The 20,807-nt window shown below is 61.3% G+C and carries 22 protein-coding genes; 6 read left to right on the top strand and 16 right to left on the bottom strand.

Features of this window, described 5'->3' with window-relative positions:
* A partial coding sequence (locus ACC569_RS04770; protein WP_372522351.1) for a 6-phosphogluconolactonase occupies positions 1-395 on the top strand: 395 nt, incomplete at its 5' end.
* An 18-nt stretch (positions 396-413) separates the two neighbouring features.
* Here the strand turns inward: ACC569_RS04770 and prmB are convergent.
* From prmB to trxA, 8 genes are all read right to left on the bottom strand, one after another.
* Positions 414-1,322, bottom strand: coding sequence for a 50S ribosomal protein L3 N(5)-glutamine methyltransferase (gene prmB / locus ACC569_RS04765; protein WP_372522350.1), 909 nt, complete (start codon positions 1,320-1,322; stop codon positions 414-416).
* A 6-nt stretch (positions 1,323-1,328) separates the two neighbouring features.
* Positions 1,329-2,255 carry a malate dehydrogenase gene (gene mdh / locus ACC569_RS04760; RefSeq protein ID WP_372522349.1) on the bottom strand — a complete coding sequence of 309 codons (927 nt, stop codon included), beginning with the start codon at positions 2,253-2,255 and terminating at the stop codon, positions 1,329-1,331.
* A 73-nt stretch (positions 2,256-2,328) separates the two neighbouring features.
* On the bottom strand, positions 2,329-3,582 hold the full coding sequence (locus ACC569_RS04755) for a malic enzyme-like NAD(P)-binding protein (RefSeq protein WP_372522348.1): 1,254 nt from the start codon (positions 3,580-3,582) through the stop codon (positions 2,329-2,331).
* Positions 3,583-3,591: 9 nt separating this feature from the next.
* Positions 3,592-5,013, bottom strand: coding sequence for a M48 family metalloprotease (locus ACC569_RS04750; RefSeq protein ID WP_372522347.1), 1,422 nt, complete (start codon positions 5,011-5,013; stop codon positions 3,592-3,594).
* Between the two features lie 65 nt (positions 5,014-5,078).
* Positions 5,079-5,804, bottom strand: coding sequence for a thermonuclease family protein (locus tag ACC569_RS04745; RefSeq protein WP_372522346.1), 726 nt, complete (start codon positions 5,802-5,804; stop codon positions 5,079-5,081).
* A gap of 38 nt (positions 5,805-5,842) precedes the next feature.
* On the bottom strand, positions 5,843-6,049 hold the full coding sequence (gene rpmE / locus ACC569_RS04740) for a 50S ribosomal protein L31 (protein WP_372522345.1): 207 nt from the start codon (positions 6,047-6,049) through the stop codon (positions 5,843-5,845).
* A 131-nt stretch (positions 6,050-6,180) separates the two neighbouring features.
* Complete coding sequence (gene rho / locus ACC569_RS04735) at positions 6,181-7,437, bottom strand: transcription termination factor Rho (protein ID WP_372522354.1); 1,257 nt, start codon at positions 7,435-7,437, stop codon at positions 6,181-6,183.
* Positions 7,438-7,630: 193 nt separating this feature from the next.
* Complete coding sequence (gene trxA / locus ACC569_RS04730; RefSeq protein WP_372522344.1) at positions 7,631-7,957, bottom strand: thioredoxin TrxA; 327 nt, start codon at positions 7,955-7,957, stop codon at positions 7,631-7,633.
* 181 nt (positions 7,958-8,138) lie between these two features.
* Between trxA and rhlB the strand changes: the two genes are divergently transcribed.
* Positions 8,139-9,641 carry an ATP-dependent RNA helicase RhlB gene (rhlB, locus tag ACC569_RS04725; protein ID WP_372522343.1) on the top strand — a complete coding sequence of 501 codons (1,503 nt, stop codon included), beginning with the start codon at positions 8,139-8,141 and terminating at the stop codon, positions 9,639-9,641.
* Positions 9,642-9,661: 20 nt separating this feature from the next.
* Positions 9,662-10,219, top strand: coding sequence for an acireductone dioxygenase (locus ACC569_RS04720; protein WP_372522342.1), 558 nt, complete (start codon positions 9,662-9,664; stop codon positions 10,217-10,219).
* 35 nt (positions 10,220-10,254) lie between these two features.
* Here the strand turns inward: ACC569_RS04720 and ACC569_RS04715 are convergent, their stop codons facing one another.
* From ACC569_RS04715 to ACC569_RS04700, 4 genes are all read right to left on the bottom strand, one after another.
* Positions 10,255-12,633: a glycoside hydrolase family 15 protein gene (locus ACC569_RS04715; RefSeq protein WP_372522341.1), complete on the bottom strand. Its 2,379-nt coding sequence runs from the start codon at positions 12,631-12,633 to the stop codon at positions 10,255-10,257.
* 25 nt (positions 12,634-12,658) lie between these two features.
* Positions 12,659-14,167, bottom strand: a complete 1,509-nt coding sequence (zwf, locus tag ACC569_RS04710; protein ID WP_372522340.1) for a glucose-6-phosphate dehydrogenase — start codon at positions 14,165-14,167, stop codon at positions 12,659-12,661.
* 219 nt (positions 14,168-14,386) lie between these two features.
* A complete protein-coding gene (gene rluF, locus ACC569_RS04705; RefSeq protein WP_372522339.1) occupies positions 14,387-15,112 on the bottom strand; it encodes a 23S rRNA pseudouridine(2604) synthase RluF in 726 nt (241 codons plus the stop codon).
* Between the two features lie 51 nt (positions 15,113-15,163).
* Positions 15,164-15,304 carry a hypothetical protein gene (locus tag ACC569_RS04700; protein WP_372522338.1) on the bottom strand — a complete coding sequence of 47 codons (141 nt, stop codon included), beginning with the start codon at positions 15,302-15,304 and terminating at the stop codon, positions 15,164-15,166.
* Between the two features lie 47 nt (positions 15,305-15,351).
* On the opposite strand from ACC569_RS04700, the gene mtnB reads away from it, so the two are divergent.
* Genes mtnB through ACC569_RS04685 form a run of 3 tightly spaced genes read left to right on the top strand, consistent with a single transcriptional unit; the run spans position 15,352 to position 18,194 of the window.
* Positions 15,352-15,984: a methylthioribulose 1-phosphate dehydratase gene (mtnB, locus tag ACC569_RS04695; RefSeq protein ID WP_372522337.1), complete on the top strand. Its 633-nt coding sequence runs from the start codon at positions 15,352-15,354 to the stop codon at positions 15,982-15,984.
* Positions 15,985-16,042: 58 nt separating this feature from the next.
* Entirely contained in the window at positions 16,043-17,434 is a 1,392-nt protein-coding gene (locus tag ACC569_RS04690; protein WP_372522336.1) for a nodulation protein NfeD, read from the top strand.
* 1 nt (position 17,435) lies between these two features.
* Positions 17,436-18,194 (top strand): slipin family protein, encoded by a 759-nt coding sequence (locus ACC569_RS04685; RefSeq protein WP_372522335.1) that lies wholly within the window; start codon positions 17,436-17,438, stop codon positions 18,192-18,194.
* A 12-nt stretch (positions 18,195-18,206) separates the two neighbouring features.
* Here the strand turns inward: ACC569_RS04685 and ACC569_RS04680 are convergent, their stop codons facing one another.
* The 4 genes from ACC569_RS04680 to ACC569_RS04665 form a co-directional block, all read right to left on the bottom strand.
* Entirely contained in the window at positions 18,207-18,779 is a 573-nt protein-coding gene (locus tag ACC569_RS04680) for a hypothetical protein (RefSeq protein ID WP_372522334.1), read from the bottom strand.
* A gap of 51 nt (positions 18,780-18,830) precedes the next feature.
* The gene (locus ACC569_RS04675) at positions 18,831-19,232 is read right to left on the bottom strand and encodes an acyl-CoA thioesterase (protein WP_372522333.1); all 402 of its coding nucleotides are present in this window, start codon (positions 19,230-19,232) and stop codon (positions 18,831-18,833) included.
* Complete coding sequence (gene hemF, locus ACC569_RS04670; protein WP_372522332.1) at positions 19,229-20,149, bottom strand: oxygen-dependent coproporphyrinogen oxidase; 921 nt, start codon at positions 20,147-20,149, stop codon at positions 19,229-19,231. The genes ACC569_RS04675 and hemF overlap by 4 nt, the downstream gene beginning before the upstream one ends.
* Positions 20,150-20,256: 107 nt before the next feature.
* Positions 20,257-20,805, bottom strand: coding sequence for an L-threonylcarbamoyladenylate synthase (locus tag ACC569_RS04665; RefSeq protein ID WP_372522331.1), 549 nt, complete (start codon positions 20,803-20,805; stop codon positions 20,257-20,259).
* Positions 20,806-20,807 lie beyond the last annotated feature (2 nt).

Below are 20,807 nucleotides of genomic sequence, written 5' to 3'. Positions count from 1 at the left end.
TGTTGGCCGAGCGACCTGATCGTGAAGCCGCCGCCGATGAATATGCGCGGCGGCTGCCTGAACGTCTGGATCTCATTATTCTCGGGGTTGGCGAGGACGGTCATACCGTCTCGCTGTTCCCGGGTTCGTCCGCGCTGAAAGAACGTGTCCGCAAGGTGGTGGCCGTCGTGGGGCCCAAGGCGCCGCTCCAGCGGCTGACCGTCACGCCACCGGTTATTGTGGTGGCGGTTAACAAAATCGTTCTGGTCAGCGGAGCGGGGAAAGCCGGGGCGGTGGCGCAGGCATTGGAAGGTCCGCAAAATCTGGATGCATGCCCGGCGCAGCTGGCGCGTGACGGTATTTGGATCATGGACCGCGCCGCCGCTTCCGGCCTGCGCCACCAGCCACCCCGCTAACCCCAAGCCGCATAACGGTTAGCGCCTGGACGTAAACGTCGCGTGATACTGTTGCAGCAGCTCCGCCGTCAGCAGAAACACGCTTTCGTCCCCCGCGGACGTGGTAAGCCAGGTGAATGGCACCGCGGGGAATTTTTCCTGCAAGCGTTCGGCGCTGTTGCCGACTTCGGCCACGAGGATGCCGCCGGGATTCAGGTGCGATGGCGCTTCGGCGAGAATACGGGTGACGGCATCCAGCCCCTGCGCACCCGAGGCCAGCGCCAGCGCCGGTTCATGGCGGTATTCCGGCGGCAATGTTGCCATTTCGACCTGCGCCACGTACGGCGGGTTGGTGACGATTAGATCGTAGCGTTCGTCCTTCAGCTCGCTGAACAGATCGGAGCGCACCAGCCGCACGCGTTCGCCGAGTCCGTGGTGCTCCACATTGATGCGCGCCACCGCCAGTGCCGCCTCCGATATATCCGCCGCATCCACCGATGCCTCGGGAAACGCATAGGCGCAAGCGATGGCCATGCAACCGCTGCCGGTGCACAGATCGAGAACCCGTCGCGCGCGTGTGGGGTCGATCCAGGGCTGAAATCGCTCGGCGATGAATTCCGCCGTGAGCGAGCGCGGCACGAGCACGCGCTCATCGACGTAGAATTTCAATCCGGCGAACCAGGCCTCTTTCAGCAGGTAGGCGAGCGGTTGACGGGTGCGAATACGTGAATCGACGAGCGCGCGTATCGTGTCCTGCTGTGGCGGCGTGGGCTCGTCTTCCCGATGTTCTTCGAGTTCATGCGGCGTGAGTTTCAGCGCGCTGCCCACCAGCCACGCGGCTTCGTCAAGGGAGTTGTCCGTGCCGTGACCGAAGTAGAGTCCGGCTCCGGCAAAACGCCGTTCCGTCCAGCCGATGAAGTCGGCGACCGTGCGGGGCGGGGCGGTCAAAGCGGGTTACTTATTGAGCTGGTCGAGATCGGCCTGGACCATGGCCGCCGAACGCATGAATGCGGCTGATTCCTCCGGGGTGAGGGGCAGTTCGATCACCTGCTCCACGCCGTTCTCGCCAAAAACGACGGGTACGCCCATGCCGATGTCATGCAGTCCGTACTCGCCCTGCAGCACCGCCACGCCGGGAAGGATGTGGCGGCGATTGTGGCTGATGGAGTCCACCATGGCGGCGATGGCGGCCGCCGGGGCATCGTAGGCGCTCGCAGTTTTGCGCAGCGAAAGAATTTCGGCGCCGCCGCCGCGCGTGCGTTCGACGATTTTCTGAATTTGTTCCTTTGTCAGGAAGTGTTCGATCGGAATGCCGTTGATGCATGTGAAACGCGTCATTGGCACCATGGTGTCGCCATGGCCGCCGAGCACCATGGCGGTGATGTCTCTCACGGAGAACCCGGTTTCCATGGCCACGAAGCTGGCCATACGCGCCGAGTCGAGCACGCCGGCCATGCCGAAAACACGGTGGCGCGGCCAGCCGGTGCGCTTCCAGGCCGCGTAGGTCAGCACGTCAACCGGGTTTGAGACCACCAGCAACATGGCATTGGGCGCGGTCTTGAGCAACATGTCCACGATTTCGTTGACCACCGCCAAATTGGTGTCGAGCACGTCGGAGCGCGACATGCCGGGTTTTCGTGGGATGCCGGCGGTGATTATCACCAGCTCCGAGCCGGCCATCGCATGGAGGTCGGTCGTGCCGGCGAGCGTGGTGTCGAAATGGAAAATCGGTGCCGATTCCTGGATGTCGAGTGCCGTTCCTTGCGCTACGCCTTCCTTGATGTCGATCAGCACCACCTCGCGGCACAGTTCGGCCTTGGCGAGATTGTGCGCAGCGGATTCGCCGACGCGCCCGGCGCCAACGATGGTGATTTTATTCATGGGCTGTCTCTTTTAGTTCTGGTTCAAGAGTCAGTATAGCCAGATAAATTCCCGGTCCGGCGCGCGGAAACGGTCACGCCGCCGGTTTCGGGTAATGCGCGGGATAGGCTGCGCGCGCCACGCCGGAATCGATGGCCGCGCGCGCCACCGCCGGCGGCACGGTATGGATCAGGCGCGGGTCGAGCGGCTTGGGGATGATGTAGTCGGGGCCGAATGCCAGCTGCGTGAGGCCATAGGCGCGCAGCATCTCCGCCGGCACCGGCTCGTGGGCGAGCTGGGCGAGCGCGCGCACGGCCGCGATCAGCATGGCGCGCGAGACGGAGTTGGCGTGCACGTCGAGCGCGCCGCGGAAGATGTAGGGAAAGCCGAGTACGTTGTTGACCTGGTTCGGATAATCCGAGCGCCCCGAGGCCATGATAAGGTCGGTGCGCGCCGCGTGTGCGATCTCGGGACGGATCTCCGGGTCGGGGTTGGCCAGCGCGAACACCACGGGTTTGGCGGCCATGGATTTTACCATCTCCGGTGACACGGTGTTCGCCGCCGACACACCGATAAAGACATCCGCGCCGCGCATGGCATCCGCGAGCGTGCGCTTGTCCGTGGCCTGGGCGTAGCGGCGCTTGTAGATATTGATGTCCGGGCGGCCGGGATGGATCACGCCCTTGCTGTCGAGCAGCAGAATGTGGTCACGCCTGGCGCCAAGGGCGATGAGCAATTGAATGGTCGCGAGCCCCGCGGCCCCCGCCCCGAGCAGCACGATATGTGCCCCGGATAATTTCTTGCCCTGGAGTTCGAGGGCGTTCAGCAGTCCCGCGCAGATGATCACGGCCGTGCCGTGCTGGTCGTCGTGAAACACCGGGATGTCGAGGCGCGCGCGCAGTATCTCCTCGATCGCGAAACAATCCGGTGCGGCGATGTCCTCGAGATTGATAGCGCCGAAGGTCGGCGCGATGTTGGCCACGGTGTCGATGAAAGCGTCGCGATCCGGGGCGTCGACCTCGATGTCGAACACGTCGATGTCGGCGAAACGCTTGAACAACACTGCCTTGCCTTCGAGCACGGGCTTGCAGGCCAATGCCCCCTGGTTGCCCAAGCCAAGCGTTGCTGTGCCGTTGGTGATCACGGCCACGAGATTGCCCTTGTTGGTGTAGCGATAGGCGGCCTCGGGATCGGCGGCGATGGCGCGCACCGGTTCGGCCACGCCGGGCGTGTAGGCGAGCGAGAGGTCGTGTTGGGTCTCGCACGGCTTGGTCGGCACCACGGCGGTCTTGCCGGGCTTCGGCAACGCGTGATAGTCGAGCGCGGCCTGCTTCATTTCTTTTTTCATGGGTGTTGCCTATTCAATGACCTTGATGAATTCGCCTGCTACCGGCTCTCCATTTGGGTAGCGACGATTGAGCAGTCGCATGAGGCTTTCTGCATTGTTGTCCTTGATACGCGAGTTGCGCGCTAGTGACAAGAACTTGTCTCCCGGCCTGGAGATCCGGATGTGAAGAGTGGGGGGTTTAGGTTTTTTATCCGCAGTTTGCAAAACCTCTACGCTCTTGGCCATTAGCAAAAAAATTGAATCATTTTCGGCAAAAGTAGTGTCATCGGAGTAACCACGAAAGAGATATCCATTTCCAACAGTTTTGCCCTCCGCAATTATCACAGCACGGAAAATATTTTCATGATGACCAAAGAATGCTGGGGTTGATTCGTGAGCAACCCCCGTGCAGGAGGGGTTTTCGTATTCGCGTATAGGCTTTGATTCGGTAATCGGTGTAGGCTTCATCCAATTGATCAACCATTCACATAGCTGTCCATCTTGAATCAGCGTGATTCGCTGCATACGCATGCGTGCTTTCCTATCTCTGCGAACAAACCAAAGTTCGCTTCCCTTATAATCCGTCAGCCCAACCCAGCCATCAGGAATTTCCATAACAATGTTCCACTGCATGAAATATCGCTTCTTACCATAGAAAATACCTTCATACTTGGATGAACCAAACTCGAGCCCATCTAAGCGCGAAAGAAACTCATTCTGTGAAGTGGAAGCAAGGTCTAAATTGTGAGAGCTCGTTACGTTTGAAAGTTTCTCTTGTCGGTTCTCAGTTGTCGGATGGCTTGCGTAGACTCGATGCCACCATCTTGATGTTTCACGGCCCGCCGCTTTTTGTTGCTCACGTTCGTATGCTTCCATGCTTTCGAGCAGTTCCATTACTGTTTGCATTGTCTCCGGCGGAAATCCCGCACGCCGAAGGTACTCCGTTCCGAGTCGATCGGCGTTGAGTTCGTCCTTGCGGCTTATTGTTGCCATTCCTGCGCTGGCGGGTGCCGCAGCGAGTTGTGGGACCAGAAGAAGTGCCGGGGCGGCGACGATCATACCGAGCACCCCCAACCCCATCATGTTGCCAACAGCCTGTTTGTGCGGCGTATCCTGCGCGCAGATGTGCGCTATTTCGTGGGAGAGTATTGCAGCCAGTTCGGTATCAGACTGGAGCAGGGCCAACATACCCCGTGTGATATAAACATAGCCCCCCTGCGTGGCGAAGGCATTCGGTATGGCAGAGTCAAGTACTGTGAAATGCCATCTTAAGTCGGGACGGTCGCTCGCGGAGGCGACTTTATTGCCGATAGAACTGACAAAATCCGAAATTTTGGTGTCGTTGTATGCTCCGATCTGTCCCAATATGAGCTCATGTTGTTTCGAACCCGCTTCAACCTCGGACGCTTCGTCGAAAGACCACAGTTTTCCCGTGGCGCATCCGATAAGCATGACCGATGTCGCCGACAGACAAATAGCAATCTTAAATATTTGCCGCATGGTAAAGAGAGAGGGGATTAATTAATCAATGTTACCATGGCCGGATGTGACACACGCAGGTGCAGCCGGCCGTTCGATTCCGTGAGCCAGCCGCGCGCCACTACGCGGTGGCCGACCAGATCGGACGGATTGCCCTTGAAATACTTTTCCCAATCCTTGCCGGGAATGAGCAGCGCTACCGACGGAGTGAAATCAAGATAAATCACGTTGTGGCGCTGCGCGCGCCGGCGGATGGTCCCTTCGATGAAACGGAATCCGGTATCCTGCGGCGTCAGCCTCTCTACTGGGGTGGGCGCATAAGCTGGCTCGCCCCAGACGCCGCGCCGCGACCCGCGCGCTTCGTTTTCGGCGGTAATGAGAGTCGGGAGCTTGTCCACGTTCGGCGGGACCGCCACCGCCCAGGCCAGCCCCTCGCGCAGCAGAATTTCTTCGACGTCGCGCCCGTCCGGCAAAACTATGTGGGCCAGGAGCCGGCCGTAATGATCCTCACGTTCGCGTTCGAAGCCGAGCGTCACACGTCGTTTTTCCACGAGCGATACGAGCCTTGTACGGGCTTCCCGGGCCAGCGGCTGATCCGGCGCCCCGTCCTTGCCCAGCTCGGGCGCATTGATGCCGATCAGGCGCAGATGTCGGCCATTGACCAGGACTACGGTGTCGCCGTCGATGACGTGCCGGATTTCGCCGGTTTCGGCGGCTACGTGAGTGGTCGGGACGAGGAGCGATAAAAATAAAAAGGCGCCCATGAAGAGCGCCTTTTTCAAACCAGTCGCAACCACGACGGCTATTTTTTCATGCCGTACTTCTGGCGGAATTTCTCCACGCGCCCGCCGGTGTCCACCAGTTTCTGCTTGCCGGTGTAGAACGGATGGCACACGGAGCAAACTTCCACGTGCAGATCCTGTCCCAGGGTGGAACGCGTCTCGAAACTGTTGCCGCAGCTACAGTTGACCTTGGTTTCCTTGTAGGCGGGATGAATGCCTTCTTTCATGTCATTGATCTCGAAGTGTTTTCTTGCCCACACGGACGGGCATACGTCGAAGGGGGCGCATTGTACGGGGAATCAAAGGGCTAATGCAAGAAGGTGCAACGAAGCCAGCGCCGCCATAGCGGTTTAACCGCCTAGCGCTTCATGGAATCGAAGAACTCCCCGTTATTCTTGGTGGACCGCAGCTTCTCGATCAGGAACTCCGAGGCCTCGAGCTCGTCCATCTGATGCAGCAGCTTGCGCAGGATCCAGATCTTCTGCAGCTCTTCCGGGACGAGTAACAACTCTTCGCGGCGGGTGCCGGAACGGTTGATGTTGATCGAGGGGTAGGAGCGCTTTTCCGCCAGGCGCCGGTCGAGATGGATTTCCATGTTGCCGGTGCCCTTGAACTCCTCGTAAATCACATCGTCCATCTTGGAGCCGGTGTCGATCAGCGCCGTGGCGATGATCGTCAGGCTGCCGCCTTCCTCGATATTGCGCGCCGCGCCGAAAAATCTTTTAGGCCGTTGCAACGCATTCGCGTCGACACCGCCCGTCAGGACTTTGCCGGAAGCAGGCACCACCGTGTTGTAAGCGCGCGCCAGGCGGGTGATCGAGTCGAGCAGGATCACGACGTCCTTCTTGTGCTCGACCAGGCGTTTGGCCTTCTCGATCACCATCTCGGCGACCTGCACGTGGCGGCTGGCCGGTTCGTCGAACGTCGAGGAAATCACCTCGCCGCGCACCGAGCGCTGCATTTCCGTCACTTCCTCCGGGCGCTCGTCGATGAGCAGCACAATGAGAAAGCAGTCGGGATGGTTGGCCGTAATCGCATGGGCGATGTTCTGCAGCATGACCGTTTTACCGGCCTTGGGCGGCGAGACCAGCAGGCCGCGCTGGCCCTTGCCGATGGGCGCGATGAGGTCGATCACGCGCGCGGTCAGGTTCTCGGTCGAGGAATTGTCGCGCTCGAGTCCGAACCGTTGTGTCGGATGGAGCGGTGTGAGGTTCTCGAACAGAACCTTGTTCTTGGCTTCGTCCGGGTTCTGGTAATTGATCTCGTCGACTTTGAGGAGGGCGAAGTAGCGTTCGGATTCCTTCGGGGGGCGGATGTTGCCTTTGACGGTGTCGCCGGTGCGCAGGTTGAAGCGGCGTATCTGCGAGGGGGAGACGTAGATGTCATCCGGCCCGGCGAGGTAGGAGGCATCCGCCGATCGCAGGAAGCCGAAACCGTCCTGCAGGATTTCGACCACGCCTTCGCCGATGATGTCCTCGCCCTTTTTCGCCTGGGCCTTGAGGATCGCGAAGATCAGGTCCTGTTTTCGCAGCCGCCCGCCGCCTTCGACGTCCAGGGCCGCGGCCATTTCGGCCAGCTCCGTGGCGGGCTTGCGCTTGAGTTCTGAGAGGTTCATCAGGGTTGCGTTCATTTGGTCACCGCTTCCGGACGCACCAGGGGCGCAAACTGCCCGCCGTCGAAGTCCGGGGAATGAATAATCAGGAAATTTAGTTTAAAAAGCAGGAACGTCTTGGAATTTTTTTACATCCGGCCATTCAACCTTAGCATCAGTTACGGTCCCCGTCCAGCCCCGGGGACCCCATGCAATCCTAGAGATTTCCGTCAATGAAGGCAGCCAGTTGCGACTTGGAAACCGCACCTACCTTGGTTGCCTCGACACTGCCGTTCTTGAACAGCATCAAGGTCGGAATGCCGCGGATGCCGTATTTCGGCGGCGTCTGCGGGTTCTCGTCGATGTTCAATTTGGCGACCTTGAGCTTGCCCTGGTATTCCGCGGCGATTTCCTGGAGCACCGGCGCAATGATCTTGCACGGGCCGCACCATTCCGCCCAGTAGTCCACCAGCACCGGCCCTTCTGCCTTGAGCACTTCCTCCTCAAAGCTGTCATCGCTGATGTTTACAATACCGTGACTCATGTGTTGCTTGCCTCCGTAGTCATTGAATGGGATTCGGCCGGACTGTCTGGCCGCGGGCTGTCGTGAACGGGTAATGGCCGATAGTTTGGGCAGAAATACCCTTGGAATGCAAGTCGGACACGCGCCGCATTCCAAAAGTGCCGCCGGGGAAGCAAAATGTTATGCTTGGCGCTCCTGTTTTATGAGTGATCATCACCTTACCGGCCAACCCTTCGCCGGCCTTAACCTGCCCGAGGCCTTGCTTCAGGGCGTGCGCGAGGCCGGTTTCGAGTTCTGCACGCCGATCCAGGCAGAAGCTCTGCCACTGGCGCTTGCCGGCCAGGATGTCGCCGGCCAAGCGCAGACCGGCACCGGTAAGACCGCGGCGTTCCTGCTCGCCGCCTTCAATTATCTGTTGACGCACCTGCCGGAAGATCGTCGCCCGACGCAGCCGCGGGCAATCATGCTCGCGCCGACGCGCGAACTGGCGGTGCAGATTCACAAGGATGCCGTGGCGCTGGGTGCGCACACCGGATTCAAGCTGGGCCTCGTCTTCGGCGGCACCGGCTACGACACGCAGCGGCGCATGCTGGAAGAGGGCGTGGACGTGCTGATCGGCACGCCCGGGCGCATCATCGATTATTTTAAACAGCACGTGTTCGACCTTGAGGCGGTGCAGGTGATGGTGCTCGACGAGGCCGACCGCATGTTCGACCTCGGTTTCATCAAGGACATCCGCTTCCTGCTGCGGCGCATGCCACCGCCCGGTGCGCGCCTGAGCATGCTGTTCTCGGCCACGCTTTCCTACCGCGTTACCGAACTCGCTTACGAGCACATGAACAATCCGCAGTTCGTGCGCATTGAGCCGGACAAGCGCACCGCCGACAAGGTCACGCAGGCGCTGTACCACACGGCGATCGAGGAGAAGATTCCGTTGCTGGTGCACCTGCTGCGCCAAAAGGATCCGACCCGCAGCCTGGTCTTTACCAACACCAAGGACGCGGCAGAAACCATCGCCGCCTGGCTCAAGGTCAACGACCTGAATGCCGAGGTGCTCTCGGGCGACGTGCCGCAGACGCAACGCCTGCGCATCCTGCAAGATTTCATGGAAGGACGGCTACCGGTGCTGGTGGCGACCGACGTGGCCGCGCGTGGTTTGCACATCCCCGACGTCTCGCACGTGTTCAACTTTGACTTGCCGCAGAACGCCGAGGATTACGTGCACCGCATCGGCCGCACCGCGCGCGCCGGCGCTTCGGGCGATGCCGTGAGCTTTGCCTGCGAGCGCTATGTGTTTTCGCTGCCGGAGATCGAGGAGTTCATCGGCCACAAGCTCCCGATCCACCCGGTGATGCCGGAAATGCAGCCCATACTGAAGCCGCCGGCCAGGCGCGAATACCGTCCCCGTCCCGGCGCCGAACGCGGCCGCGGCGGCCGTCCGGACCGGCATGGGGGCCGGGGGCGCGAGGCGCGGCCTGGGGAGCGCGGACGTCGTCCCGAACACGCACGCCACCACGAGCACGAAGCACGGCGCCCGGAACCGAGCCCGGCGCGCACGCCCGAACCGGAAGCGCGTCCGGTGCGTCCACCGGAGTCGCGGCCGTCCCCACCGGAATCCGCACCGGCAAAACCCGCGGCCAGCGCAAAGCCACTGATCAAACCGCTGGCGCGGCGCAGCGGCGGCGATAAACCCGTCATCGGCTGAACCCAACACAGGAGGAAACAATGGCACGCATCATTTTTTCCGACGGCAAAGAGTTGCAAGACCTGCCCGCGGTCCAGGGCCGCCTCGCGCGCCTCGGTATCACGCTGCGCCACTGGCCCGCGCCCACGGAACGCCGTGCGCAGGAGTTGCTCGATAAAAAAAGTTTGAGCGATACCGAGAAAGAAGAACTGCTCGGTTTTGTCCAGAACCGCTTCGAGGAACTGAAGCGCGAGAAGGGCTACCAAACGCGCGACATGGTGGTGATCCACGAGGACATCCCGGGGCTGGCGGATATGCTCGGGAAATTCGACAAGATTCACACCCACTCCGACGACGAGGTGCGCTATATCCTCGCCGGCAGCGGTTACTTCGGCTTCGTCGAGCCGGACGGCGGACAATTCCTGCTGGAGGTAAACGGCGGTGACTACATCAACGTCCCGGCCAACGCCGAGCACTGGTTCGAGATGCGCGGCTGCACCCGCTGCAAGGCGGTGCGCTACTTCATCGACACCTCCGGTTGGACGCCGCACTATACCGGCCGCAACCGCGAGATCGCGGAGGCTGCGGCAACGGCGTGAGCCGGTCGACGTCTACACTTACAGCTGTCGTCGGCTCAGCCGGTCACTTCAATGCGATAACGCTGATCGTTCACCACACCGACGTCATCGTTGCGGAAACTGAAATCGATTTGCGTGCCGACCGCCATCATCCGGATGTCAGGCGCCGCCATATGCAGGCCCAGTCCGCTATCATCGGTGCGCAGCTCATGGACAGTGTGCCATCCGTCCAGGCTCCACTGCACTGTCGACGGCGCATGCAGGCAGATACGCAAGCGTTGACCCGTGGTGACATGCCCGATCGGCGCCTGTTCGCACCAGTGCCGCCACGTCGCCGGCGGCCGCTTGCCCTGGTAGCGTTTCCATACCGCCTCCGGCCGGTCAATGGGCGCACCCAGGGTGCGTGATGCTGCCAGCTTGATGTACTCCGCGTGCGCCCATGCAAGTGGCATGGCTGAACCGGTGGGGCGTCCCGGATAGAGCCAGCGCGCAGGTATCGGCTCGCTGTCCCAGACCTGCTCCGGCATCATTCCACTCTGCCCGCACATGGAGACCATGGCAGTAAGCATTGGCAGCGGGTCGCGGCCGGCGCATAACTCATAATGTCCGCGCTCGCCGGTAAGCAATGGCCAGGCGCGGCCTTGGCCGGTCCCGTCAAAAGAAGTGCCGTCGGGATGCTCGCCATAGCCATCGCCGTTATAGCGATGCCAAGCCGGACCGCTGGGCGTATCGACTTTCAATAATTCATCGACCACTTTGAGCGTGTCGATGATCAACGGATCATCGGCACGGCGCAGACCGAAGCGCACCAGTTGCAGAAAGTCGGTGCCGATTTGTTCCGACGCCGGCAGGCCGGGGTCCTGCACGCGGTTCTTGATCGGCAGGGTTTCTTTGAGCGCCTCTTCGTCCATCAGCGTGCGAGACGGTGCGATGCGCACGTAATAACCCGCCACGCCGATGCGACGCGCCAGGGTAGTTCCGCGCGCCACCGTCCATTCTTCAATCTGGGAATTCCAGTCATCGGCCAGCGCGCGCGCCATGTCACGCGCCGGCGACTCGAGAAACTCGGCGCCGGCGACCAGTGCCGCGATACAAGCCGCGAGGGTGAAGGCGTTCACTCCGGCGTCCTCTTCCCAGCGATCCTGGTCGCTGGCAGGCCCGGTGCGCGCAATGAAGCCGAGCGCCCGGCGCACCATGTCTGTCACCTCGGTACCGGCCAAGGCATCGCGTTCATGGAGACGTGCCGCCAACAGCACCGGAAACGCGGCTTCGTCGAGCTGGATCGCTTGCCAAAACGGCTTGCCGCCCAGCCACTGATTCTGATTCCAGTGTCCGTCGGCATGCTGGGTGGAGATCAGGTAACGCAGGACTTCGCGCGCCTTGTCCTCGGCGCCGAGCGCCAACAACGCCCCCGCGCATTCCACCAGATCGCGCGGCCACACCAGGTGATAGCCGCCGCGTTCGTTGCGGGTGTTGCCCCAGGGAATGCTCAGGCTCGCCACCATCGCGCCGGGGTAGGTAACATCGAGATGCGTTCGCAGCACCATCGCCGAAGTCGTGAACTGCTCGCGCAAGGCCATGGGCAAATCGGGCGCGGATTTGCAGCTTTGACCGCAACCGGCATGCCATGCCTGCCAGCTGTCGATATGCGCCTGCCAGTGGTTGGCAAACGGTTGCATCAATGCGCCGACCGCGAGCGTGGCGGCCGACTCGCGGCTGCTACCGAAGCCGAGTGCCAGCGTCGAACGGCGCGGCAGTTCACCCATGAGCGCGACATTGCCGGGACCGGCCTCTCGGTACTGCCAGTGCATCGCGCCGTTACGTTTAAAGTCCTGCCAGCCGTCGCTCATGCCGACATAGCCGGCACTGGCGCGGCCCCAGGCATCGCGCTGCGCCGCATCCACCGCGGCCAGCGCCAGACCGAAGGGCCCCTGTTCCGCCCACAGCACGCGGCGACCGTGATACTCATCGATAACCGCGCGATTGTCGTGGCCGGTGCCGCCGAGATGCGGCGCGAGCAGCGCGTATGGCCGGAGGCTTTCATCACCTTCAAGCGTGACGTCTATAAGCAGCACGTCGCGTTGTTGATCCGGCGCGATGCGCAGCGTCAGATCGAAACGCGGGTGGTGATGTACCACTTCCACACCCGGCACGCCGGGCGCGGCGGTGCGCAGACTGCGACCGCGCAGACGCTTCACCTCCACCCAGAATCCCTTGTCGTCGGCGACGATGAAACCCAGATCGCGGATCTGCGGAATGTCGATGCGCGGATAGTAGACCTCGTTGACGATGCCATAGCCGACGGTGTACCACAGCCGCGACGACCCCAGCGCGCAGCCGACCATGTCCTTGGAACTGCTCGACCAGGTTGGGGGAATGCCGGGCGCACCCGGCGCGATAGGTTCGGTGACAGGCGTAAGCGTCGTCTCGTCCATGGAAAAATCCGGATAGGGTTTCAGGTTAGGACGCTGACGGCGGCAGCGTCGGTGTCAACCAGCTGTTGCCATCCACGGCCACCAGCGCCTCGGCCGATTCCGGTCCCCAGGTGCCGGCGGCGTAGTTGGGAAAATCATTCGGCGGATTGTCCGCCCATGTCTCCAGCACCGGCATCAACACCCGCCACGCGGCCTCGACCTGGTCGGTACGCATGAACAGGGTCGCGTCACCGGTCATCACATCATGCAGCAGCGTCTCGTAGGCCTCCGGCGACGGCATGTTGAAGGCCTCGCGATAACTGAAACGCATGTCCACCGGGCGCAGCCGCAGGGCCGAACCGGGTTCCTTGGCCATGAACTTGAGCACAATGCCCTGCTCGGGTTGCATCTGGATCACCAGCCGCACCGGTTGGGTGTTGAGTCCGGCGGAAGCGGGGAAGGCGCGATGCGGCACGTCGCGGAAGCGGATCGAGATTTCCCACACCGCCGCCGTCAGACGCTTGCCGGTGCGCATGTAAAACGGCACGTCCTGCCAGCGCCAGTTGTCGACGAAGAGTTTCACGGCCGCGTAAGTCTCGGTGTTGGACTGTGGCACCACATCCGGTTCGTCGCGATACGCCGGTACCCGCACGCCGTTGATCCAGCCAGCCGCGTATTGACCGCGTGCCGCGGACAGCGGCACCTGTTCGCGGGTGATCGGCCGCAAGGCGCTCAGCACATCCATCTTGCGGCCACGAATGTTATCGGCATCATAGGCCACCGGCGGTTCCATCGCCACCAGACACAAGAGTTGCATCAGATGGTTCTGCACCATGTCGCGCAACGCCCCGGCCTGCTCATAGAACGCCCCGCGATGTTCGACGCCGAGTGTCTCGGCCACCGTGATCACCACGTGGTCGATGTAGCGACGGTCCCAGATCGGTTCGAAGATCGGATTGGCGAAGCGCATCGCCAGGATGTTCTGTACGGTTTCCTTGCCGAGAAAGTGGTCGATGCGGTACAGCTGCGGTTCGCTGAACCGTTCGCCCAGCACCGCGTTGATCTCGCGGAACGACTGTAAGTCATGGCCCAGCGGTTTCTCCACCACGATGCGTGACCGCGACGGGTCTCGTGCCAGCCCCGCGGCGCCGAGACCGCGCGCGATGGGCGCGAACAGCGACGGCGGCGTGGCCATGTAAAAGATGTGATCCGCCGTTGGGGCCGTGTTTGCTGACAGCTGTTTGCCCAGCGCCGTGTAGGCCGCCGGATCGGTCAGGTCCATGCGCTGATAATCGATCATTGCCGCAAACGTGGCCCAGTCACCTGCCGCTGCCGCGCCGCGCCGCGAGTAATCGGCGATGCCCTGGCGATAACTATCCGCGAGCGCCGTCGCCAGGTTGTCCTGCCGGTCGATACCGAGCAAGCAAAAGCGTGCCGGTAGTTGTCCGTTCAGATATAGATTGAACAGCGCCGGAACGATCAGCCGCCGCGACAGATCGCCGCCCGCCCCGAACAGCACGAACAGGGTATCGGGATTGGGGGTTCGGATTTCCATTCGCGCCTCACTTTCTTATTCTGACGGATGAATTCAGGGGTAGCGGGAACTTGCTCTATGCCCCTTTCGACTAGGGCGCGTCCCAAACGTTCCCATGGCCGGCCCGGGCAGGGTTTCGAGATCAATCACAGTTAGCCCATCAAGATACGTCGCGATTTCATAAGCACGAGCGGCTGGCCGTTTGATAATGATCAGGCGTCATTCGGGGCGAACAGACCATTAACGTTTGGGTATTGAGCGGCGACTCTCGCCGCCGCGTTGACTACCGGGCAACAACCCGCGAAGTTCCGCTTCTGACAAGTCACGCCACTGGCCGAGCTTCAGGCTGCCGAGCTTAATATTCATGATCCGGATACGTTGCAGCCGGCGCACATGGTACCCGAATACCTCGCACATGCGCCGGATTTGCCGGTTCAGTCCCTGCGTCAGAATAATGCGAAACACGTAATTGTCCAAGCGGCTGACCCGGCATGGCTTGGTATGCTCGCCAAGAATATTCACCCCACGGGCCATGCCCGTGAGGAAAGTTTCCGTCACCGGCTTGTCGACGGTCACGATGTATTCTTTTTCGTGATTGTTCTCCGAACGCAGGATCACATTCACGATATCGCCGTGGTTCGTGAGCAGGATCAGTCCCTCGGAGTCCTTATCCAGCCGCCCAATCGGGAAAATTCGCTCGGCATGGCCGATGAAATCGATGATATTGCCATCGATGTGCCGCTCGGTCGTGCAGGTGATGCCGACGGGTTTATTCAGACAGATATAGATATGCCGCTGCTTCGCGCCGACCACACGCTTGTCCACGCGGACTTCATCGCCCTCATTGACCTGCGTGCCGAGCTCGGCGCGCTTGCCGTTGATGGTCACCCGACCGCTGGTAATCCAAGCATCCGCTTCGCGGCGCGAGCAGATTCCGGTTTCACTGATGTATTTATTCAGTCTCATGGACTTGCGCGCCGCTGGCTGGGACAGCAAGCGGCGGCCACACGTTTTTTTTCATTTCTTGAAATTCAGGACGATGACTCCCGCCGCCATGAGAATTTCTACCTGTTCCCGAACGCTGGGACGCTCGTCAAGAAAAACGAACGTGAAGATCGCGACAAGGAAGTAGACATTGAAAATGACGCCTCTTAACATGCCCATCATGACGGTTGACACAAGAACAACGCAAGCCGCTTATTGAAATGGCCCAGACCCTCGACGATCTCCCGCCACGCGCGGCGCTGGTTGAAATCGCGCGTGATTTTCATGCGCGCGGCTGGATGTCGGGCACGGCGGGCAATCTGTCCGCGCGCGAGGACGACAATCATTTCTGGATCACCGCCAGCGGCCGGCCCAAGGGCCGGCTGGATGAACTGGATTTTCTGCTGGTGCGCGTGCAGGACGGTGAAGTTGTCGAGCGCGTGCGGCCGGAGAACAAGCCCTCGGCCGAGACCGCCATTCACCGCACGCTCTATACACTGTTCCCGAACGCGCGTGCCTGCCTGCACGGCCACAGTGTCGATGCCTGTCTCGCCGCCGATCGAGCGAAGCAGGGTGCCAAGCTGCTGCGACTGGCGCCGATTGAGATGCTCAAGGGTTTTGATGTCTGGCAGCAGAATCCGAAAGTGGACCTGCCGCTGTTCGAAAACGTCCTCGATGTTGCGCGCATCGCCGACGACATCCGCAAGCGCTTTGCCAAAACCGCGCCGGCCGTTACCGCGCTCATGGTCCGCTCCCACGGCCCGACCGTGTGGGGCGCGAGCCTGCAGGAGGCCTATAACCGCTTTGAGATTCTGGAATTTATCCTGCGCTATCAGGCGCGCTCGCGCCGCTGATTCCCCTGAAACCGGGCCGTGTTCTCCCCCCGGCCGGTTGTCTGGTAAGGTGTGTCGTATGAAACGCCTGCGCATCCTGCTTTTGCTGCTCGTGGCCTGGCCGCTGCTGCTGCTGGCCAAGGACGCCGTCACGCCCGGGCAAGTGGTGGTGCTCAACATCAACGGCGCCATCGGGCCGGCGACGAGCGACTACGTGCACCGCGGGCTGGAGAAAGCCCGGGACGAAGCCGCCATGCTCGTGATCCTGCGCATGGATACCCCCGGCGGGCTCGACACCGCCATGCGCAGGATCATCCAGGACATTCTCGCCTCGCCGATGCCGGTGGTGACTTTCGTCGCGCCGTCGGGCGCGCGCGCCGCCAGCGCCGGCGCCTATATCCTGCTGGCCTCGCACGTGGCCGCCATGGCGCCCGCGACCAACGTCGGCGCCGCCACGCCGGTGCACATCGGCGGCGTGCCTGATCCGGGCGGCGGTTCCAAGCCGCCGGAGAAGGAGGACAAAAAAGATTCCCCGGATAAGAAGGGCAGCAAGGAAAAACCCGCCAAGTCGGGCAAGCCCGGCATGGATGAGAAGGCCATGAACGATGCCATCGCCTACATCCGGAGCCTGGCGCAGATGCGCGGGCGTAATGTCGAGTGGGCGGAAAGCGCGGTGCGTGAAGCGGCTTCGATTTCCGCCGAGGAGGCGGTGAAAAAAAACGTGGCCGATTTCATTGCCACCGACAGCGCCGATCTGCTCAAGAAACTCGACGGCCGCAAGCTGAATGTGCAGGGCCGTGACATCATCCTTAAGACGGCAGGCTTGCAGGTTCACAGCTACGAACCCGACTGGCGCAGCCGACTGCTCGCCGTCATTACCGACCCGAACGTCGCGTACATTCTGATGTTGCTCGGAATCTATGGACTCTTTTTTGAACTTTGGAATCCCGGTTATGTATTGCCGGGCGTGGTCGGCGGCATATGCCTGCTGCTCGCGTTGTATGCCTTCCAGGTGCTGCCCATCAGCTATGCCGGTCTGGGACTTATCCTGCTGGGCATCGCGTTCATGGTGTCTGAGGCGTTCCTGCCGAGCTTTGGTGCGCTCGGTATCGGCGGTGTGATCGCGTTCGTCGTGGGCTCGATTATTCTCATGGATACCGATGTCGAGGGTTACACCGTCGCTTGGCCGCTGATCGCCGCGGTGGCGGCGCTGAGTGCGGCATTTTTCATCGGCGTGGTGATCATGGCGCTCAAGGCGCGCAAACGAAACGTGGTGAGCGGACAGGAAGAAATGATCGGTGCGCTCGGCGAGGCGCTGGAGAATTTCAAAGGCGCGGGACGCGTGCGCGTGCACAGTGAGGAATGGCAGGCGCGCTCAGGCACGGCACTCAAGCGCGGACAGAAAGTGAAGGTCGTCGGAATCGAGGGGCTGATGCTGACGGTGGAGCCGTATAACCCGGAGGGTAATTGACATGGGATTTCTCACAACATCGAGCTTTGTGCTGGTCGTTATCGTCGTGCTGGTCTTCTCGTCATTCCGAATTCTGCGCGAATACGAGCGCGGCGTGGTGTTCATGCTTGGACGCTTCTGGAAGGTCAAGGGACCGGGGCTGATCATCATCTGGCCCGGCATCCAGACGATGGTGAAGGTCGATCTGCGTATCGTCGTGATGGATGTGCCGCCGCAGGACGTAATCTCGCGCGACAACGTGTCGGTGAAAGTCAACGCCGTGGTGTTCTTCCGCGTCATTGACCCGCAGCGCGCGATCATCCAGGTGGAGGACTACTACTCCGCCACTAATCAGCTCGCTCAGACTACCCTGCGCTCGGTGCTCGGCAAGCACGAACTCGACGAGATGCTGGCCGAGCGCGACAAGCTCAATGCCGACATCCAGAAGATTCTGGACGCCGCCACCGATGCCTGGGGCATCAAGGTCACCGCGGTCGAGATCAAGCACATCGACATCGACCCCACCATGGTGCGCGCGATCGCCCAGCAGGCCGAGGCGGAGCGCACACGGCGCGCCAAGGTGATTCATGCCGAGGGTGAGTTGCAGGCGGCGGAGAAGCTGGTCCAGGCGGGGGATCTCTTGAGCAAGAGCCCGCAGGCCTTGCAACTGCGCTATCTGCAGACCATGGCCGGCATGGCCAACGACAAGAGCCACACCATCGTGTTCCCGCTGCCGATGGATCTGATTACGCCGTTTCTGGATATGCTGAAGAAAAAATAGCGGAGCTGACGATTACTGCACCAGCCAGGCGTCAATGGAAGTGGCGCCGGTGGACATGCCGAATTCGAGGGAGGGGAAATAGCCTTCGGCATTCGGCAGCGCAGTGCCGGTTTGCACGATGAGGCTGGGCACGCCCTGGACGGTAGTCAGTGGCTGCCAACGCCCATTTTTCCGTATCACCAAGGGTTCTTCGTTGAGCAGAAACTGTGGCACCCACCGACCCGTAGCATTTTGGTAGTAGCGCACCTTGACGATGAAGAGCAAAGTGCTTTGAGTGTCCGTACTCTGGTAGAAATTGACACTACGGTCGCCGGGTTGTACTTCGCTCTTGAGGGTGTCTCCCGCACGGATTATCCACTTTGTCTGAGGTTTACCCTTTTCGGGTGACGCCACCAGCCCAGCTTTCAATTCAATCTTGGTCTGGACTGGTTTTCCGGCTTCCGTGTGTTCCAGAAGCATGAGCACCGGCGTGCTCGCGGCATGCAGCACGGAGATGAAACTCATTAGCAGCATCGCCACGACAACAGCCGCCGCCGAACCGCGCCGTCCTTGTGCAAACCCGTGGTGAGTAACTCTTCCCGTCATGAGAAACAGCCTAGCGGCTGGCCCCGGGGCTGTCCACCTGCGGATTAAACATCATTCCGGCGGCACCGGGCGTTTCTGGCGTTGCTCGTCCACCGCCACGTAGGTCAGCACCGCCTCGGTGACTTTGACCACCTCGCCCGGTTTCGGCGAGCGCAATCCGCGCTCGACGTAGACCTCGACATTCACGGTGAGCGAGGTGGTGCCGATTTTGATGACGTCGGCATAGAAGCTCACCAGGTCGTTCACAAATACCGGCGCAACGAAGTGGAAGGCATTGACCGCGACGGTCGTCACGCGCCCCTTGGCGCGGCGGCTGGCGGCGATGGAGCCGGCGATGTCGACCTGTGACATGATCCAACCGCCGAAGATGTCGCCGCCGGCGTTGGTGTCCTTGGGCATGGGCACCAGCCGCAGGGTGGCGTGCCGGCTGGGAAGCTGGGTCTGGTTTGTCATGGGGTCTCCGTCGCGAGCCAATCGCGTGGTTTCAGAAAGACTTCATAAAGTTTTGCCTCGGGTGTGCCCGGCGCCGGCCGCCAATCGTAGCGCCACTTCACCAGCGGCGGCAGCGACATCAGGATGGACTCGGTGCGCCCGCCGGATTGCAGGCCGAAAAGCGTGCCGCGATCGTAGACCAGGTTGAACTCAACGTAACGCCCACGGCGGTACAACTGGAAATCGCGCTCACGCTCGCCATAGGACGTCGTCTTCCGAGTTTGCACGATGGGCAGGTAGGCGCGCAAATAACCGTCGCCCACACTCTGCATGAAACCGAAGGCGTGCGCGAAATTTTTTTCGTTGAAGTCGTCGAAGAACAGTCCGCCGATGCCGCGCGGCTCGTTGCGGTGTTTGAGGAAAAAATACTCATCGCACCATTTCTTGAAACGCGGATAGACATCGGCGCCATACGGTTCGCACGCGGCCTTCGCGGTGCGGTGCCAGTGAATGGCATCCTCCTCAAAACCGTAATACGGCGTGAGATCGAAGCCGCCGCCGAACCACCACACCGGTTCGGCGTCCGCCTTCTCGGCGATGAAAAACCGCACGTTGCAGTGCGACGTGGGCACGTACGGGTTGCGCGGATGGATCACGAGCGACATGCCCAGCGCCTGGAACGAACGGCCAGCGAGTTCCGGGCGCTGCGCCGTGGCCGAGGGCGGGAGATTTTTCCCATGTACGTGGGAGAAATTCACCCCCGCCTGTTCGAACACCGCGCCATCGGCGAGCACCCGCGATTTCCCGCCGCCGCCTTCGGGTCGCTCCCAGGCGTCGTCGCGGAATTTTTCCTTGCCGTCCTCTTTTTCCAGCGCCATGCAGATCCGGTCCTGCAGGTCGAGCAGGTAGTTGCGTACAAGATGTATGTCGAGGGCCATATTTAAAGAGTCGGATGGACAGGATTAACAGGATTTTAAAAAGTTTGAAACTGGTCTTTTGCTTTTGTTTTTAATCATGTAAATCCTGTTAATCCTGGCTATTGAATTTATCCCAGTCGTATCAACTCGCCGCTGGCGGCATCGCGGATCGGTGTCGGCGCCGACGCATCGCCGACCATCCCGGGCAGCACGTAATCCACTTCACCCTTGAAGCGGCGCAGCGTCTCGCGATAACTACGCGTCGGCGCACCGCTGCTGTGGTTGGCGCTGGTGGAGATGATCGCCATGCCCGCCGCGCGGCACAGCGCGGCGGCCTGCGGATGCGCGGTCACGCGTACCGCGATTCTGGGATGTTTGCCCATGATCCAGCCGGGCACGCCCGCGCGCGGCGCGAGCAACCAGGTGTGCGGTCCGGGCCAGGTGGCGAGCACCGGTGCCGGGATATTGTCCACGTAGGAATCGAGCTGGTCGACATCCGCGGCAATGAGTATCAGCCCTTTGTCGGACGTGCGGCGTTTGATGCGCAGCAAGCGCAACACCGCCGAACGGTTCATGGGATCGCAGCCGAAGCCGAAGCAGTATTCGGTGGCATAGGCGACAACGCCACCGTTCTTGATGATGCGCGCTGCCTGGATCAAGCGGCCGGTGGTGACCAAAG

Origin of the sequence: Sulfuricaulis sp. (assembly GCF_041499725.1) — a bacterium.
Classification (GTDB): domain Bacteria; phylum Pseudomonadota; class Gammaproteobacteria; order Acidiferrobacterales; family Sulfurifustaceae; genus Sulfuricaulis.
Note: the sequence above shows the minus strand (reverse complement) of the source record. Positions and strands in the feature narration are given on the sequence as shown.

What these genes read in the sequence shown, in the direction of transcription:
- rluF (WP_372522339.1), bottom strand. Translation starts at nt 15,112, where the DNA reads ATGAGACTGAATAAATACATCAGTGAAACCGGAATCTGCTCGCGCCGC.
- ACC569_RS04685 (WP_372522335.1), top strand. Translation starts at nt 17,436, where the DNA reads ATGGGATTTCTCACAACATCGAGCTTTGTGCTGGTCGTTATCGTCGTG.
- trxA (WP_372522344.1), bottom strand. Translation starts at nt 7,957, where the DNA reads ATGAGTCACGGTATTGTAAACATCAGCGATGACAGCTTTGAGGAGGAA.
- zwf (WP_372522340.1), bottom strand. Translation starts at nt 14,167, where the DNA reads ATGGAAATCCGAACCCCCAATCCCGATACCCTGTTCGTGCTGTTCGGG.
- ACC569_RS04680 (WP_372522334.1), bottom strand. Translation starts at nt 18,779, where the DNA reads ATGACGGGAAGAGTTACTCACCACGGGTTTGCACAAGGACGGCGCGGT.
- mdh (WP_372522349.1), bottom strand. Translation starts at nt 2,255, where the DNA reads ATGAATAAAATCACCATCGTTGGCGCCGGGCGCGTCGGCGAATCCGCT.
- rho (WP_372522354.1), bottom strand. Translation starts at nt 7,437, where the DNA reads ATGAACCTCTCAGAACTCAAGCGCAAGCCCGCCACGGAGCTGGCCGAA.
- mtnB (WP_372522337.1), top strand. Translation starts at nt 15,352, where the DNA reads ATGGCCCAGACCCTCGACGATCTCCCGCCACGCGCGGCGCTGGTTGAA.
- ACC569_RS04755 (WP_372522348.1), bottom strand. Translation starts at nt 3,582, where the DNA reads ATGAAAAAAGAAATGAAGCAGGCCGCGCTCGACTATCACGCGTTGCCG.
- hemF (WP_372522332.1), bottom strand. Translation starts at nt 20,149, where the DNA reads ATGGCCCTCGACATACATCTTGTACGCAACTACCTGCTCGACCTGCAG.
- ACC569_RS04715 (WP_372522341.1), bottom strand. Translation starts at nt 12,633, where the DNA reads ATGGACGAGACGACGCTTACGCCTGTCACCGAACCTATCGCGCCGGGT.
- rpmE (WP_372522345.1), bottom strand. Translation starts at nt 6,049, where the DNA reads ATGAAAGAAGGCATTCATCCCGCCTACAAGGAAACCAAGGTCAACTGT.
- ACC569_RS04720 (WP_372522342.1), top strand. Translation starts at nt 9,662, where the DNA reads ATGGCACGCATCATTTTTTCCGACGGCAAAGAGTTGCAAGACCTGCCC.
- ACC569_RS04690 (WP_372522336.1), top strand. Translation starts at nt 16,043, where the DNA reads ATGAAACGCCTGCGCATCCTGCTTTTGCTGCTCGTGGCCTGGCCGCTG.
- rhlB (WP_372522343.1), top strand. Translation starts at nt 8,139, where the DNA reads ATGAGTGATCATCACCTTACCGGCCAACCCTTCGCCGGCCTTAACCTG.
- ACC569_RS04750 (WP_372522347.1), bottom strand. Translation starts at nt 5,013, where the DNA reads ATGCTTATCGGATGCGCCACGGGAAAACTGTGGTCTTTCGACGAAGCG.
- ACC569_RS04745 (WP_372522346.1), bottom strand. Translation starts at nt 5,804, where the DNA reads ATGGGCGCCTTTTTATTTTTATCGCTCCTCGTCCCGACCACTCACGTA.
- ACC569_RS04675 (WP_372522333.1), bottom strand. Translation starts at nt 19,232, where the DNA reads ATGACAAACCAGACCCAGCTTCCCAGCCGGCACGCCACCCTGCGGCTG.
- ACC569_RS04700 (WP_372522338.1), bottom strand. Translation starts at nt 15,304, where the DNA reads ATGTTAAGAGGCGTCATTTTCAATGTCTACTTCCTTGTCGCGATCTTC.